This window comes from Deinococcus sp. KSM4-11 (genome assembly GCF_004801415.1).
GTDB lineage: Bacteria > Deinococcota > Deinococci > Deinococcales > Deinococcaceae > Deinococcus.
This window is the reverse complement of the sequence record NZ_SSNX01000003.1, coordinates 1-15,727: the sequence shown is the minus strand read 5'-3', so window position 1 is coordinate 15,727 and position 15,727 is coordinate 1. Positions and strand designations below refer to the sequence as shown.

The 15,727-nt window shown below is 67.8% G+C and carries 16 protein-coding genes; 13 read left to right on the top strand and 3 right to left on the bottom strand.

The genetic code is table 11. The features are described 5' to 3' along the window. Positions 1–120 precede the first annotated feature (120 nt). Both E7T09_RS09925 and E7T09_RS09920 read left to right on the top strand, forming a co-directional pair. The gene (locus E7T09_RS09925) at positions 121–5,211 is read left to right on the top strand and encodes an S-layer family protein (RefSeq protein ID WP_136389047.1); all 5,091 of its coding nucleotides are present in this window, start codon (positions 121–123) and stop codon (positions 5,209–5,211) included. Positions 5,212–5,315: 104 nt separating this feature from the next. Continuing rightward, on the top strand, positions 5,316–6,203 hold the full coding sequence (locus E7T09_RS09920) for a DMT family transporter (protein WP_136389453.1): 888 nt from the start codon (positions 5,316–5,318) through the stop codon (positions 6,201–6,203). A 23-nt stretch (positions 6,204–6,226) separates the two neighbouring features. On the opposite strand, the gene E7T09_RS09915 is transcribed toward E7T09_RS09920, so the two are convergent. Beyond that, on the bottom strand, positions 6,227–6,712 hold the full coding sequence (locus E7T09_RS09915) for a hypothetical protein (protein WP_240741730.1): 486 nt from the start codon (positions 6,710–6,712) through the stop codon (positions 6,227–6,229). Positions 6,713–6,793: 81 nt separating this feature from the next. Between E7T09_RS09915 and E7T09_RS09910 the strand changes: the two genes are divergently transcribed. From E7T09_RS09910 to E7T09_RS09880, 7 genes are all read left to right on the top strand, one after another. Then, on the top strand, positions 6,794–7,438 hold the full coding sequence (locus tag E7T09_RS09910) for a response regulator transcription factor (RefSeq protein WP_136389046.1): 645 nt from the start codon (positions 6,794–6,796) through the stop codon (positions 7,436–7,438). Positions 7,439–7,475: 37 nt separating this feature from the next. Continuing rightward, complete coding sequence (locus E7T09_RS09905; protein WP_240741729.1) at positions 7,476–7,679, top strand: hypothetical protein; 204 nt, start codon at positions 7,476–7,478, stop codon at positions 7,677–7,679. A gap of 4 nt (positions 7,680–7,683) precedes the next feature. Next, positions 7,684–8,517, top strand: coding sequence for a serine hydrolase (locus E7T09_RS09900; protein WP_136389044.1), 834 nt, complete (start codon positions 7,684–7,686; stop codon positions 8,515–8,517). A gap of 185 nt (positions 8,518–8,702) precedes the next feature. Further along, positions 8,703–9,566, top strand: a complete 864-nt coding sequence (locus E7T09_RS09895) for a cytochrome c (protein ID WP_240741728.1) — start codon at positions 8,703–8,705, stop codon at positions 9,564–9,566. Between the two features lie 39 nt (positions 9,567–9,605). Then, entirely contained in the window at positions 9,606–10,271 is a 666-nt protein-coding gene (locus E7T09_RS09890) for a Rieske 2Fe-2S domain-containing protein (protein ID WP_136389043.1), read from the top strand. After that, on the top strand, positions 10,268–11,599 hold the full coding sequence (locus E7T09_RS09885) for a cytochrome bc complex cytochrome b subunit (protein ID WP_136389042.1): 1,332 nt from the start codon (positions 10,268–10,270) through the stop codon (positions 11,597–11,599). The genes E7T09_RS09890 and E7T09_RS09885 overlap by 4 nt, the downstream gene beginning before the upstream one ends. Before the next feature lie 68 nt (positions 11,600–11,667). Beyond that, entirely contained in the window at positions 11,668–11,862 is a 195-nt protein-coding gene (locus E7T09_RS09880; RefSeq protein WP_136389041.1) for a hypothetical protein, read from the top strand. A 76-nt stretch (positions 11,863–11,938) separates the two neighbouring features. Here the strand turns inward: E7T09_RS09880 and E7T09_RS09875 are convergent, their stop codons facing one another. Next, a complete protein-coding gene (locus E7T09_RS09875) occupies positions 11,939–12,205 on the bottom strand; it encodes a DdrH (RefSeq protein WP_136389040.1) in 267 nt (88 codons plus the stop codon). 136 nt (positions 12,206–12,341) lie between these two features. Here E7T09_RS09875 and E7T09_RS09870 point away from each other — a divergent pair, with 136 nt between their 5' ends. From E7T09_RS09870 to E7T09_RS09860, 4 genes are all read left to right on the top strand, one after another. Continuing rightward, the gene (locus E7T09_RS09870) at positions 12,342–12,764 is read left to right on the top strand and encodes an iron-sulfur cluster assembly accessory protein (RefSeq protein ID WP_136389039.1); all 423 of its coding nucleotides are present in this window, start codon (positions 12,342–12,344) and stop codon (positions 12,762–12,764) included. 258 nt (positions 12,765–13,022) lie between these two features. Further along, on the top strand, positions 13,023–13,163 hold the full coding sequence (locus E7T09_RS21880) for a hypothetical protein (RefSeq protein ID WP_168734793.1): 141 nt from the start codon (positions 13,023–13,025) through the stop codon (positions 13,161–13,163). 399 nt (positions 13,164–13,562) lie between these two features. After that, positions 13,563–14,060, top strand: a complete 498-nt coding sequence (gene ruvC, locus E7T09_RS09865; protein ID WP_136389038.1) for a crossover junction endodeoxyribonuclease RuvC — start codon at positions 13,563–13,565, stop codon at positions 14,058–14,060. A gap of 4 nt (positions 14,061–14,064) precedes the next feature. Beyond that, complete coding sequence (locus E7T09_RS09860; RefSeq protein ID WP_136389037.1) at positions 14,065–14,781, top strand: PrsW family intramembrane metalloprotease; 717 nt, start codon at positions 14,065–14,067, stop codon at positions 14,779–14,781. A 179-nt stretch (positions 14,782–14,960) separates the two neighbouring features. Here the strand turns inward: E7T09_RS09860 and moaD are convergent, their stop codons facing one another. Then, a complete protein-coding gene (gene moaD, locus E7T09_RS09855) occupies positions 14,961–15,641 on the bottom strand; it encodes a molybdopterin converting factor subunit 1 (RefSeq protein WP_136389036.1) in 681 nt (226 codons plus the stop codon). Positions 15,642–15,727: the final 86 nt, after the last annotated feature.

Here is a 15,727-nt window from a genome sequence, read left to right as displayed (position 1 = left end):
GTCGCCCGTGCGCTCTGCACGGTCTTTTTTTTGCCGCCGTGTAAGCCCGGTGCAAGACGGCGCGGGGCACACTCGGAGCATGCTGTGCCCTGCCCGCCACCCCGCTCTGGAACGCGCCGGATGATCCTGCCCCGCGCCGTGGGGGCCGTCGTCCGGGGCCTGACGCTGGGCCTGCTGGGACTCGCCGGAACGGCGCTGGCGGACACGCCTCTGTCCAGCACACCCGTGTACAAGTTCCAGGGGCGCATCGACTACGTGACGACCGGGGCGACCTTCCGGACGAAGCGCAACTCGGCCACCCCCGCAGACTCCTGCGCGGTGGGCACCACGGCCACGTCGCAGGCGGTGAGCGGCGTGCCGGCCGGGGCGACGATCCGCAAGGCGCTGCTGTACTGGGCGGCGTCCTCCACGCGGACGGGAGACACCGACACGGTGCCGGGCACCATCGTGAACGACACGACCGTCACCTTCGACACCCAGGCCGTCACGGCCATGACGAGCTACACCGACAGCGTGCCAGTGCCGTCAGCCGCGGCCCCCACGTACTACAACAGCTTCTTCAGCAACGTCGCCGACGTCACGGCGTATATCGCCGGGCTGAGCAGCCCGAACAAGACCTACAGCATGACGGGCCTGACCATCCAGGCAGCCGATGTCGGTACCGCCAGCGCCACGAAACCCGCCCGCGCATCGCAGCACTGCTCCTACCAGACCGTGCTGGGCGGCTGGGGCCTGTACATCATCTACGACGATCCCACGACCACGTACAAGAACATGGTCATCTACGAGGGCTTCGACCGCAGCCAGAACTCGACGACCACCCGCACCATGACGGGCCTGCGCGTCCCGACAACCTTTGCGGCCAAGACCTCAATCCTGGCGTGGGAAGGCGACGAGACCCTGAACGTGAACACCAGCACCAACGTCGCCGAGGCCCTGAGCTTCGGCGCGGGCCAGACGCCCTCGGCCATCAACAACATCTTCAACGTGGGTGGCACCGGCAGCGGCGCGCGCCAGGGCATCTTCAACTCCACCATCAGCACCGGCCTGAGCAGCGGTGCCACCGCCACCGCGACCGGCCGTGACGACGCCTACGGCGTGGATTTCGATACCTTCGACGTGACCGCCAAGACGAGCAGCGGCGCGACCACCGCCACCATCAACATCGTCGGCAGCCAGGACCTGTTCTACCTGAGCAGCGTGCCGATCCTGGTGACCAGCGGCGTGGCCGACCTGTCGCTCACCAAGACCGTCAGCACCGCCACGCCCGTGATCGGCAGCGCCGTCACGTACCGCCTGACCCTCAGCAACGCTGGCCCTGACCCCGTATCGAGCGCGGTGGTTCCGCCGGAGAACGTCGTGGTCAGCGACCTGCTGCCGGCCGGGCTGACCTACGTGTCTTCCAGTGCCAACGCGGGCAGCTACGACGCCGCGACCGGGCAGTGGTCGGTTCCTGAACCGGTGGCGAACTCCTCGTCCACGCTGGACATCACCGCGACCGTCACCGGCACCGGCACGATCACCAACGTCACCGAGATCGCGTCCAGCCCGCAGCCGGACAGCGATTCCACGCCCGGCAACAGCGTGACCACCGAGGACGATTACGCCAGCGTGCCCCTCACGGTCGTGCGGCCCCTCACGGTCAGCAAGGCCTTCTCGCCAGCGACGGTCACGGCGGGCAGTCTCAGCGCCCTGAACATCACGGTCACGAACCCCAGTCCCTTGGCGACCAGCGCCTTGACCGTCACCGACGACCTCTCTGGCACCATGGGCCTGTCCAGGCCACTCCCGCTGCGCCTCACTGCCAATTCCTGCGGCGGCACTGTCAGCACGGGCGCCGGGACGGCCCTCCTGCTGGGCGGCGTGGCCAGCGAGAGCAGCGACGGCCTCCTGAAACTCGTCGGCGGCACAGTCGCGGCGGGGAGTTCCTGCGTCCTGACCTTGCAGGTCACCGTGCCCGACGCGGCCGTCACGACCCGCACGAACACCATTCCCGCCGCGAACGTCACGGCGAGCATCAGCGGCCAGGCCGTCACGGCCGCCGCCGATGCCAGCGCCACCCTGACTGTCACGGCCAGCAGCGCGGGGTCAGCCCTCACCTGCGACGCCCGCTTCTACCAGTTGCGGCAGGATCCGACCACGCTGCTCTCTAGCCTGTACGCGCTCGACCGCCGGAACCTCGCGGCGGGCGGCACGGCCCTGTGGGCCGGGGGCTTCGGGCCCGGCCTGAACGCTCTGGCTTTCAACAAGGCCGACGGTTACTTCTACGCCGTGAACATCACGCCCTTCACGAGCGGGACTCCGTTCCGGCTGTACCGCCTGGGCACCTCCGGCGCGGTCGAGGTCAGCTCTGCCACGCTGGGTCTGCCTGCCGGATCGAGCATCGCGGCCGCCACCATCGACGCGAGCGGCACGATGTACCTCAAGAAGCTGGCCAGCGACACCACGATCTACAGGTACGCCATCGGCTCTGGCGCGGCCAGCACGCTGACCGTGGGCGGTGGCAGCGGGATTACCCTGACGGATCTCGCCATGAACCCGGTGGACGGCTTTCTGTACGGCGTGTCCACTCCGGGCGGCGTGTACCGGATCAACGCCTCGACGGGCGCCACCACCCTGATCGGCACTCCGGCCGCCGCCGGAGACGGCTCGAACCAGTTCGGCAGCGCCTTCTTCGACGTGGCCGGGACGCTCTACGTGGTCCAGAACGGCGGCACCTACGGCGCCGTGAACCTGAGTACCGGGGCGTTCACGACCCTGGCGACCGGCAGCGCCGCCACCCAGGCGGACGGAGCGTCCTGCGTATACCCGGACAACCGCCTGGACGTGGTCAAGAGTGCGGGCGGCGTGACGGCGAACAGCGCCACCTCCTTCGACATTCCGTACACCGTGACCGTGAAGAACACGGGCACCGTCAGCGACCCGAACGTGCAGCTCACGGAGAACCTCGCCCAGACCTTCAGCGCGGGCAGTCCCACCCTCAGCCTCGTGGCTGGCCCCACCGTCACGGCGGGCTCGGCCACACTGAACGGCAGCTTCACTGGCACCGGCGACACGCGGCTGCTCTCGGGCACCACGGCGCTGGCCGCCGGCGCCGGCGTGACCGTGACCTTCACCGTGCGGGCTGTGTACCCGAACGCGGCGAGCGTTCCCGCCAGCACAACGACCCTGAACAACAGCGTGGTGGCCACCAGCACCAGCACGGCCCCCAATGACGGCTATGCGCTCAGCGGCGGAACGCTCCTGCCGCCCGTAGACCTGCTCGCCACCGATACGTCCACGAACGGCACGACCCCGCCCGCCAGCGCCAACGCGGATACGGCCGCGCCCACGCCCGTGACCCTACCGACCGTGGCCGACCTGACACTCACCAAAACGGACGGTGTGACCAGTGTGAACGCAGGTGGCACGACCACCTACACCATCACCCTGACGAATGCCGGCCCCGGCAGTGCGAACGGCACGGTGCTCACAGATCCGGCCGTTACGGGCCTCAGCAAGACCGGCGTGAGCTGCGCCGCCACTGGTGGAGCCGCCTGTCCGGCCCTCACGCCCGCCGGTCTGGAGAGCGGCGTGACCATCGCCTCCCTGCCGTCCGGCGGCTCCATCACCCTGACGGTGACCGCCGGCGTCACGGCCACCACGGGCTCGGTCAGCAACAGCGTCACGGCCACCCTGCCCGCCGGGACGGTCGATGTCACCCCGACCGGCACCGTGACCGACACCGACACGGTCACGCCCGTGACCGACGTGGCCATCAGCAAGGCGGTCAGCCGCGCCACCGCCGGTTCCGGCCAGAGCCTCACCTACACCGTGAAGGTCTGGAACAACGGCCCGAACGTCGCGGCCGGGGCCACCATCACGGACACGGTGCCCGCCCTCCTGACTGGCGTGACCTGGACGTGCGCGGCCACCGGCACCGCCACCTGTGGTGCGGCGAGCGGCAGCGGGAACGCCATCACGCTGAGCGCGGGCCTGCCCGTCGATTCCGGCCCGGCGACCACCGCCGACACTCACTACGTGACCCTCACGGTGACCGGCATGCTGGCGGCCACGGCGACCGGCACGGTCGGTAACACGGCCTCGGTCGCCCACGCCAGCGACACGACCAGCGGCAACAACAGCGCGACCGCCAGCACCGCCATCGTGGATGCCGTGAACGACAGCGCCGTCATCTTCGCCTACGGCGCGGGCGGCAGCGTGACCGTGCTCGGCAACGACACGGTGGGCGGCGCGGCGGCCACCACCGCGAACGCGGCCGTCACGATCAGCGCGAACGGTGGCCTGACGGGCCTGAGCGTGAACGCGGGCGGGCAGCTGGTGGTGCCGAACACCGCCACGGCCGGGACGTACACCGTCACGTACAGGCTGTGCGACACGGCCACTGGAACGGCCTGCGACACCGCCACGGTGGCGATCACGGTCGGCGCGGCGCAGGCCGACCTGAAGGTCACCAAGACCGGCCCCGCCTACGCCCAGCCCGCGCAGGACATCACCTACACCCTGACCGTGACGAACGCCGGCCCGGACGCGGCGACCACGGTCACGCTGACCGATACCCTGCCCGCCGGCCTGACCTACAAGAGCAGCAGCCCGGCGGCCGGCGTGAGCGGCCAGAACCTCAGCTGGACGGCCGCCTCGCTGGCGAACGGCGCCACCTGGACGGTCACGGTCACGGCCACCACGCCGGACACCGCGACGCTGGAGAGCACCGCCGCCATGCGGGCCCTGACCAACCAGGCGAGTGTGGGCAGCGCCACCGCCGACCCGGTGGCCTCGAACAACGCGGCCAGTGCCGGCACCGCCCTGGTGTACGGGAAGCTGAGCAAGAAAGTCCGCAATGTCACGGCGGGTGGGGCCTTCGGCACGTCCGGCCAGGGGCTGCCCGGCGAGGTGCTGGAGTACTGCATCGACTACGGCAACTACGGCGGGGTGGCGCTGCCGAACTTCGCCATCACCGATCAGGTGCCGGGCACCACCGCCGCCCTGACCACCGCCTACGACGCAGATGAGCCCAGCAGCGCCATTGGCTTCGGCGTAAAACTCCTGCGCGGCGCGGTCACGTCCTACCTGACGAGCGCGACCGATGCCGACAGCGGAGCGCTGAGCAGCGCGGGCGGCACGTACTCGCGGGGCACCATGGGCGCCGCCCTGGGCACCCTGGGCGTGGGCGAGAGTGGCAGCGCCTGCTTCCAGGTCACAATCCGCTGAGCCGTGCCCTGACCCGGCGGCTCGGTCCGGCCCTCTACAATCCCTGCGTGACCGCGCCGACTTCTTCCCCGACCGCCACCGGCGACCACCTGCGCGGCGTCCTGATGCTGATCCTGGTGACGGCCATCTGGGGCAGCACCTTCGCCGTCGTCAAGACGCTCGGCGAGACGATGAGCGCGCCGGGCCTGGTCGCGTGGCGCTTCGTGATCGCCACGCTGGCCCTCGCGCCGGTCGTGTGGAGCCGGGCGGCCCGGTCACGGCCCGCGTCGGCTGTGGCCGCAGCGTCAGGCCCGCCGCTGTGGCGGGACGGTCTGCTGCTGGGGGCGTGGCTGATCGCCAGTTACGGCACGCAGACCATCGCCCTGCAGACGACCACCGCGAACCGCGCCGCGTTCTTCACCGCCCTGAACGTCGTGATGGTGCCGGTGTGGCTCACCATCGCGCAGCGTCGCCGCCTGCCCCTGACGCTGTGGCTGGCGCTGCCCCTGGCCGTGCTGGGCCTCGCGCTGCTCTCCTGGGAGGGGGGCGCGCTGGTGATCGGCGACCTGTGGGCGGTGGCCTGCGCCATCACCTACGCGGGCTTCATCGTGGTGCTGGAACGCATGGCGCACCGGCACGCGGCGCTGCCCTTCACCATGGCGCAGCTCGTCGCGGTGAGCGCCCTGGGCATCGTGTGGCTGCTGCTCAGCGGAGCGCCGATCCTGCCGCCTGCGGGGAGCTGGGGGCCGCTGCTGTACCTGGGCGTGGCCGCCACCGCCGTCACCACCCTGCTCCAGACGGTCGGACAGCGGCGGGTCAGCGCGGCCGAGGCGAGCCTGATCTACGCGCTGGAACCCGTGACCGCCATGGTCTTCAGCTTCCTGCTGCTCGGAGAGCGTGTGGGGGCCAGAGGCGCGCTGGGCGGCGCGTTGGTGGTCGTCGCGACGCTGCTCAGCCAGCGCGGCGTCGAGGGCCGACCGCACGTGGAGACGCCCGCTCCACAGGCCGAGTAGGCGGGACGTGCGGACGCCGTGGCCTACAGGCCGCGCGCCTGATCCGGGATCAGCAGGGTCTTGAGGGTGGCGCCGGAGCCCCACACGCCCCGCAGGGCGTTCTGCACGGCGGAGTTCCGCACGGCGTCGTAGATGGCGGGCGGCAGGCTGGGCGACGGATAGGTGCCCTGCGGGCCGCGGGTGGTGACCTGCACGTCCAGCGGGAAGCTCAGGACGGCCGTGGCAATCAGCAGGCCGCCCAGCAGGAAGCCGCCCAGCGCGCCCGGGGCCATGTGCCAGGCCTGCGCCAGCGGCGCCGGGATCAGGCGGCCCAGGGCGATGGCCAGGCCCGCACTCAGCATTAGCGCGATCAGGGCAGCGGCCATAGGACTGCCGGAGAGCGAGTTGGCGAGGAAGCACAGCGCGACACCCCCCAGACCCCACGCGAGGCCGGACAGGCCGCGTCGGGCGCCCAGGGCCGTGAGGATCGCCCAGAACGTGATGAGCAGGGCGTCGAACCAGGTGATCACGCTGCCCAGTGTAAGCCCGCTCCCTTACAGTTTCCTGCCGGGTGGGCCTTTTGACCGCCGGGCCGCGCGTACACTGGGGGAATGATCCGCGTGCTGCTCGTCGATGACCATGCCCTCTTCCGCCAGGGCCTGCGCAGCCTGCTGGAGTCCGAGGGAATGCGGGTGATCGGTGAGGCTGCCAACGGCCGCGAGGCCCTGCGCTACGCCGCCGACACCCACCCGGACGTGATCCTGATGGACATCCAGATGCCGGAACTCGACGGTGTGAAGGCCACCCAGAGCATCCTGGAGATCGACCCACAGGCGAAGGTCATCATGATCACCATGTACCGCCAGGACCGCTACGTGTTCGAGGCCGTCAAGGCCGGAGCGCGCGGGTACATCCTGAAGGACGCCGACGCGACCACGCTGCTCGATGCGATCAAGCGCGTGGCGTCGGGCGAGGCGCTGCTCGACGCCGACATGGCCCAGAACGTCCTGGACGACTTCCGCGACAAGCGCGAGGAGCTGCCCAGCGAGAAGCACGCGGATCTGAACGAGCGCGAGACCATGATCCTCAAGCTGCTCGCGCAGGGCTTCTCGAACCAGGACATCGCGTTGCGCCTCGACATCAGCGAGAAGACCGTGCGCAACCGCCTCTCGGAGATCTTCACCAAGCTGCAGCTCAACAACCGCACGCAGGCGGCGCTGTATGCCATCCGCGAGGGCATCGCCAACCTTGAGTAGACCGGGTGTGAATCGGAAGGCACGCGGAACCGTCCCCGTGACCTTCCGGGCCGGCTGTCACCGGGAGTGGGTGGTCGTGACGGCCGAACCCGATCTGGCGTATACCGAGCAGGCCTTCCCGGAGTGCCCGACCTGCCCGCACCGGGTCGAGCCCGACGGCGCTGCGCCCTTCTGCACGCTGCGGCCGGTGGGCACGGCCCATCCTTTCGCCGTGCTGGCCGGCCTGGATCTGCCCGACTGAGCTCGTGAACGGAGTCGAGGCGTCCTTTCTGGCCGACCTGCGGGGGCGTGGGTTCACGGGCAGCGTCGGGCTGAGCGTCACGACGCTCGACGGCACGGTGCGGGTCGCCCTGAACGCAGACCAGGTGTTCCCGGCGGCCAGCACCATCAAGGTGCCGCTGCTGCTGCTGGCGCTGGAGCGGGCCCAAGCTGGGCAACTCGACCTGACCGCGCGGGTGGTCATGGACGCCAGCGACCGTGTGACCGGAGCGGGCGTCCTGCACGACCTGTCGGGAGGTCTGGCGCTGACCTGGCAGGACGTGCTGACCCTGATGATCATCGTGAGCGACAACACCGCCACGAACCTCGTGATCGGGCAACTGGAGGTGAACGCCGTGAACGCCTGGCTGGACGCCCACGGCTGCGGCGCCACCCGGCTGGTCGGCAAGCTGCAGCTGCCGCCGGAGCAGCGCAACGAGGCGCAGCAGCGGGGGGAGCGCAACCGCACCACGGCCCGCGAGCAGACGGAGCTGTTGGGCCGGCTGGTCAGGGGCGAGCTGCTGGACGCCGCGCACACGGCCCTGGCCCTGGACATCCTGTCTCGCCAGCAGCACCGCGACGTGATCGGGCGGCGCGTCCCTGTGCTGGACGATGGCCGCCCACGCTACCGGCTGTGCAGCAAGAGCGGTGAACTGGAGGGCGTCCACCACGACGTCGGGGTGCTGTACACGCCTGCGCCGCTGGTCGTGGCCCTGCTGTCCGAGGGCGGCACGGACCTGCGCGAGCACCCGGAGAACCGGGATGTGAGGTTGCTGGCCGACGCACTGTGGCCCCTGCTGGCGGCGCTGGGCGCGACCTGAACACGGCGCGGATGGGGGACATTTAACCGCACGGTCAGGCGCAGAATGCAGGGTGTCAGGATGCCCGGAAGTCCGTGTCAAGCGCTGCTGGAGCCGCCTGGAGTGCGTGCTATGCTGACCCGCATTAGTCCACTGTGAGCGGGATTTCGGACGCAAGTCCAGTCCAGGCGTGAGGGAGAGGGAACGTGGAAAGAAACGACGCTGTCATGCCGTGGGTCGCCATCGTGAGCGCGGCCATTATGTGGATCCTGCTGCTGTTCCTGTTCAACAAGGAGACCGCGCCCAAACCGGTGGTCGTCGACCCCACGGTCGTGGCGAACATCAGCAAGGAGTGGCCGACCGTGGGCAAGGCGACCTTCGCGTCGGCCGGCTGCGTCGGCTGTCACGGCGCGCAGGGGCAGGGTGTGGTCGGGCCGCGCCTGGCGGGCGACGCGAAGATCCTCAAGGATCCCGCCTACGTTTACACCATCGTGACGAACGGCAAGGGCGGCATGCCGGCCTTCGGCGGCAAGCTCAAGGACAACGAGATCTACGCCGTCGCGAACTACGTCCTGCACTCGTGGGGCAACAGCATTCCCGAGCCCCTGACGCCCGCCACCGTCGCTGCCGGCCAGAGCAAGATCGATCCGGCCGTGCTGAAAAACCGCAGCCGCTTCGTGCCCGAGGATCTGAAGCTCCCCGAGATCTTCCTGGCGACCTTCACCATGGTGCTGCTCACCTACGGCATCATCGGCCTGTACTCGGTGTGGGCCGAGGGCCTGGAACTGCACCCCGGCATTCACAAGGTGCGTTCGACGCCGCTCGCGGTGCTGGGCATGGTGGTCACGCTGGCCCTGACGGTGCTGTTCAGCGTGCTGTTCGAACGCCAGATGGTCACCGATTACGCCGGCTGGGCCGCCAAAGAACCGGTCATGCCGAACGTGACCGCCGAGGGCTTCTACGCCGCCATGATCGTGCTCACGCTGGCCGCCGCGATCGCGCTGTACAAGAAGTTCTTCATGGACGGCGAGGTGCTGGTCGAGGACGCCAGCGGCGAATTCCCCTGGTAAGGCCCCGGTCTGCCCCCACCCTTCAGAGAGGTTTGAACCATGACCCGCTACAAGAAACAGGATCCTGAACTCACCCGCCGGAAATTCATCAACGCGGCCATGGGCGGCGCGGCAGCCATCGGCACCCTCAGCCTCATCAGCACGCTGGGCGGCGCCAAGCCCGTCTTCCGTCTCACGCCGGCCCTGGCGCCGCCCATGGAAGGCGACGTCCTGGTACACGCCGATCCCAGCCGTTACGGCGAGCCGGTGAAGGTGTCGGATCTGGGGCTGCAACTCGTGCGCGCGTGGCCGCAGGGCAAGGACAAGAACGGCAGCCCCGTGATCCGCGACCAGGATCCCACCAGCGTCCTGGCGATCTTCAAGTACCCCGCCGGGCAGATCCAGGCCCCCACCAACATGGAAGGCACCATCGACGGCCAGATCGTCGCGTACGGCGACCGCTGCCAGCATGCCGGGTGCAATGTGGGCAACAACGACCAGAAGCCGGGCCTGATGAACTGCCCCTGCCACTCCGGTCAGTACGATCCCAAACTGGGGGGCAAGGTCATCGGCGGCCCGCCGCCCGCGCCGCTGGCCCAGCTGCCCATCAAGCTGGATGGGGACAAGATCGTCGCCACAGGCTTCTTCCTGAGTAAGCCCTACGGCTTCAACACGGAAGACGACTGGACGAAATACACCGCGCAGGTGAAGGAGCTACTGTCATGAACCAGTGGTTGGACGAGCGTCTGCACATCTCCCGCCTGAACGACAAGTTCCTGCGCAAAGCCTTCCCCGTGCATCACTCCTTCTTCCTAGGAGAGATCACGCTGTTCAGCTTGATCGTCCTGATCATCACCGGCATCCTGCTGGCGCTGTCGTACGAGCCGAGCAACTCACTGGTGGTGAATTCCTTCGATCCGGGTACGGCCGACAAGGTGAATTACATTCCGGCGGCGTATCACTCCGCTCTGAAGATCAACGCGATGCCCTTCGGCGACATGCTGCGCCGCGTCCACCACTGGATGGCCAACATCATGGTCGCGGCCGCCGTGATTCACATGATGCGCATCTACTTCACGGGCGCGTTCAAGAAGCCCCGCGAGATCAACTGGTGGATTGGCATGCTGCTGCTGATCTTCGCCGCGTTGACCGCCGTGACCGGCTACATCCTGCCGTACGACAACTACGCGTACCAGACGGTCGGCGTGGTGTACGCCATCACCAAGTCCGTGCCCTGGGTGGGCGACTGGGCATCGCAGGCGGCCTTCGCCGGGCAGTTCCCTGGTGCCGGGATCATTCCGCGGATCTACGGCTACCACATCATGCTGCTGCCGGGCATCCTGCTGGCCCTGACTGGCGCGCACCTGCTGATCATGATCAAGCAGAAGCACACGCAGCCGCAGTACGCCAAGCGCCTCGCGTACAAGAAGATCGTGGGCGTGCCGCTGCTGACCCAGCAGACGCCGATCATGCTGCTACTGGCGCTGCTGTTCACGGGTATCGTGCTGCTCTTCGCGGCCTTCATTCCGGTTCACCCGGTCGAGGTCTTCGGCGCGCCCAGTTCCACCCCGATCCCGAACATCAAGCCCGACTGGTACCTGCTGTGGGTGTTCGGCGCGCTGGCGATCATTCCCAGCTTCGACTTCCAGATCCTGGGCGGCACCATCGGCGCCGAGTTCGTGGGGGCCATGGTCTTCCCGGGCATCGTGATCGGCCTGATGTTCGCTGTGCCGATGCTGGACATCAGCAAGGAGAACAACTACTACGCCGAGAACCCCACGGATCATCCGGTGCGGCTGGCGGCAGGCACGGCCTTCATGGCGTTCATGCTGACGCTCTCACTGGCCGGGTACAAGCCGGATCTGATTCAGGGCGGCGTCCTGACCACCGCAAACGCGAACGCCGTGCTCTGGATCTTGGTGTTCGTGGTGCCGGCCCTCACCTACTTCGCCACCGTCGGTATCGTCCGGTTGATCCGCGCCCTGCGTGAAGCCGACGAACGCGACGCGGCCGCGCATTCGGCCCAGCTCAGCCACTCGGCGGCCGACGACTGAACGCCCCGTCCTGACTGCATGGCCCTGTCGTTAGAACAGGGCCATCGTCATTCGGGGTAGCCTGTGCCATGGATGATCTGGCCCTGGTGCTTGCCCAAACGGCCCGCGACCTTGGTCTAGATGGTCACGGCGTTGCAGACGCGCCAGACGAGCGGGTGCGGCGGTTCGCCCTAACCGTGCTCGAAGAGTTGCAGGCACGCGGGCTCCTCGACGGCCCTGCCGAGCTGGACTGGTGGGCGCAGCCGCGCAGTTCACTGTCCTGAGGCGGAAGGTCGCGCCAGGGCACGACGAAAACCGCCCCGGAATGGGGCGGCAGGGGATAGGCAGGGGAGGGTGGGTTCAGGCCTGGACGCCCCGGCTGGGCCGGAACGCGCTGGCCTGCTCCTCGTTCTGGCGGGCGCCGGCGGCGTAGCCGACCTGGGCACCAAACTGCCACGCGAGTTTCAGCATGAACTGGATAGCATCCTCGTCCCCGCTGCGGATCAGGGAGCGCAGGTGTTCGGGGAGGCCGTCGGGGAGAGGCATCTGGCCGAGCTGCTCGCCGTACTCCGCGCGGAGCTTCTCGAACCACTCGGCGTACGGGTTGTTCGTCGCGGGATTCGTCATGGTGTCATCTTAACATGACCACACTCAAGGAATGTAAGCCCAGGTTTGGGATTCTCTCAAGGCAGCGGCGGCGGCAGGCCTCCCAAAGCACCAGGGGCGCACAATTCCGTTTCCCGAATAGGAGTACGCTTCACACATGACGGCGACCTCCTTCCCCGAAACGAACACCGGCACTCCTGCTCCGGAGATCAGCATCAGCGAATTCGGCGCCCAGAAGGCCCTGGGCATCCTCCAGAACAGCGGCAAGGAAAACGCTGGCGTGCGCGTGTTCATCAAGAGCGGCGGCTGCAGTGGGTACCAGTACGGCATGGCCATTGACGACCGCGAACTGGAAGGGGACACCATCGTGTACGACCGCGGCGTGAAACTGCTGGTCGATCACATGAGCCTGCCCCTGCTGCGCGGCGGCGAAGTGGACTTCGTGGAGAACATGATGGGTGGCGGCTTCACCGTGCACAATCCAAATGCCACGTCCTCCTGCGGCTGTGGCCACTCCTTCCGCACAGACTCCTCGCAGGCGCCGGACGGCGAGGGCTCGGGCGGCTGCGCCAGCCACTGACCCTTCCCGCAATGTGTATGGGCCCTTCGGGGCCCTTTTTTATGCCCGCTCAGGGTGAGGAAACGGAAATTCTGCGATTCTATTGGCAAACTGTCCCTCGAGGCGAGCTGAGGCGCCTTTACGCTCTCGCTCATTACACGCAGATAGCGCCACGATCATCCAGCAACAGCCTTGTGATCGGCCTTTCACAGGAGCTGTTGACGATGTTCGACCTGTGCAACCCAAAACTTAGCCATCGCCAGCGAGATCAATACCTTCATGACTGCCGGCCACACCTGCCTCGACGACGAGGGAGATGTCCATCGGGAGATCGCGACCCGCACCCTCGCGAACGGCGACAAGATCATCGAGGCCGCTAAGGGCGGTGTGATCCTCGATGCCGTAGTACACCATCCGTAAGGACGCCAGGTGGAGCGCCGGTACACATGTCATCTCGGCCGACGTAGATTCCTGGCTGAACCCGAGAGCGACGACCGTGTGCCGGTGCCCTGCCGTGATCCGTAGAACGGCGCGAAGATCGCTTTGAACGGCGCCGACAACTTCACCGTTACCTTCAACCCCGTACTCTACGCGGCCACGCAGGATCGGAAAGGCTGCAAGGTCGTGCTGGAGCATCCGTTCGTGGCCTTCTGACCGGGGCTGGCGATCCTGGTCACCGTGCTGGCCTTCAATTTCCTGGGTGCCGGCCTGCGCGAGGTGTTGACCCGAAAAGTCGTCTATAACGGCCCTTTTCCCCGATTCCCCGCCCGTGCGGGGGTTTTTGCTGTGCTCCACGCAACCGACCTGTATGCTGGCGGCATGATCGTGCTTGGCATCGACCCTGGACTCGCGAACCTCGGCCTCGGCCTGGTCGAGGGCGACATCCGCCGGGCCCGGCACCTGTACCACGTCTGTCTGACCACCGAGAGCGCGTGGGTCATGCCCCGTCGCCTGCAGTACATCCACGAGGAAGTCAGCCGCCTGCTTGCCGAGTACCGTCCAGACGCCGTCGCCATTGAGGATCAGATCCTGCGCAAGCAGGCCGACGTGGCCTTCAAGGTCGGGCAGGCCTTCGGGGTGGTGCAGCTCGCGTGTGCACAGGCCGGCGTGCCCATCCACGCCTACGGTCCCATGCAGGTCAAGAAGTCGCTGGTCGGCACGGGCCGCGCCGAGAAGGAGCAGGTGATCTACATGGTCAAGGCTTCGCTGGGTGTGCGGGAACTCTTCAACAACCACGCTGCCGACGCCCTGGCCCTGGCCCTCACGCACCTCGCGCACGCACCCCTGCAGGCCCGCGCCGCGCAGCTGGTGACCTGACGCGGTGCTGCTGCCACTGCTCGTCTCGTTCACGCTGACCTTCGCGTGGCTGTGGTTTTTCGTGCGGCGCGACCGGCATCCCGAGCCCGCGTGGCTGCTGGCCCGCACCTTCGGCTGGGGCATGTTCGCGTGGCTGGTCGCCGCCGCCCTGGAAGCCAGCCTGGGCCGCCTCCTGAACTCCACCCTGCCGCTCGCGCTGCTGCTGGTCGCGCTGCTCACGGCGCTGGTCGAGGAAGGCAGCAAGTTCCTGGCGGCCAGCACCGCCATTTCCGAGGCGTCCTTCGATGAACCCATGGACGGACTGGTCTACGCCGTGACGGCCGCACTGGGGTTCGCCCTCATGGAGAATCTGACCTACTCGCTGGGGTTCGGCGCGCGTGCGGCGACCTGGCATGCGGTGGTGACCACACTCGCACACGCGCTGTTCAGTGCTCCACAGGGGTACGCGCTGGGCGGGCTGCACTGGCAGCGGGGGCGGTCGTGGGTGGTGCAGGGCGTGGTACTGAGCGTCACCCTGCACTTCGTGTTCAACAGCATCCTGGGCAGCGCGGCGGGCTGGCCGCTGCTGCTCGCCCTGGGACTGGTGGTCGCCCTGATGATCGTGCTGGCCGGACGGTACTACCTGACCTTCGAGGCCTTCGCCCGGCAGATCGGTGACCCACGCCAGGGCAGCCACCCGCCACCGCCCGAGCAGCAGAACCCTGTCGACCGGCCCGGTTGAGGCGTTTTAAGGAGGTCTGCGACTCAGAAAACGTCATGGTGACCGCACCATTTGGCATTTCGAATTCTGGCCCAGATGCGATGCCACCGGTCATCTCCTGGTGCGGTGGGGATCATTCGAGCGGTTGAGCAGACTGCCCTGTCGCTGAGATCGGACACACCGGTTCCTGGATTCTGAACCTAGAGGGTCGGGTGACCGGTATGCCCATCCACCCAGTGCTCGCCGTCCTCATCGGCCTCGTGTTTCCACACCGGGACATGCACCTTGAGGTACTCGATGATCTGATCGCAGGCTTCCAGGGCCGCGCGCCGGTGGGGGCTGGCCACGCCGATCAGGATGCTGGCCTCACCAGGGGCCAGTCTCCCCACCCGATGTTGCAGATAGATCCGCAATTCCCCATGACGGTCGCGGGCCGCCTGCGCCGCGCCCTGCATGACCTTCTCGGCCATCGGGCCGTAGCCCTCGTATTCGATGGATTCCACGATCCGGCCCTTGTTCGGACTGCGGACGGTGCCGACAAAGTACGCCTGGGCTCCGTATTCAGGTCTCACCAGATAGGCGTCGGCGGTCGCCAGTCGCAGGGGCTCGGCGGTCACCTCGCAATGCGTGCCCGCGTCTGCGTCGCTGCCTCCCGCCACTGGCGGCAGGAAGGCCACCTCGTCGCCCGGCCGTACCAGCTGTTCCGGCGTGGCATACGTCTCGTTGACCGCGACCATGCAGCCCTTCAGGCTTACCGGATGCTTCTGCTCGACCGCTGCCGCCACGGTGCGGACATCCGCGCCCTCTGGTACATCCAGCTCGAGCTGCTCTACACCCATTTCCCGCTTCAGGCGGGCAAAAAACACGACCTTCACGCGCATATGTCGGAGCGTAGCATGGGTACGGCTGGAAGGGGGTTGACAGGAGGTAAGGTCGCGAGTATTGTTTCTGAGCCTCTTCGGAGGCG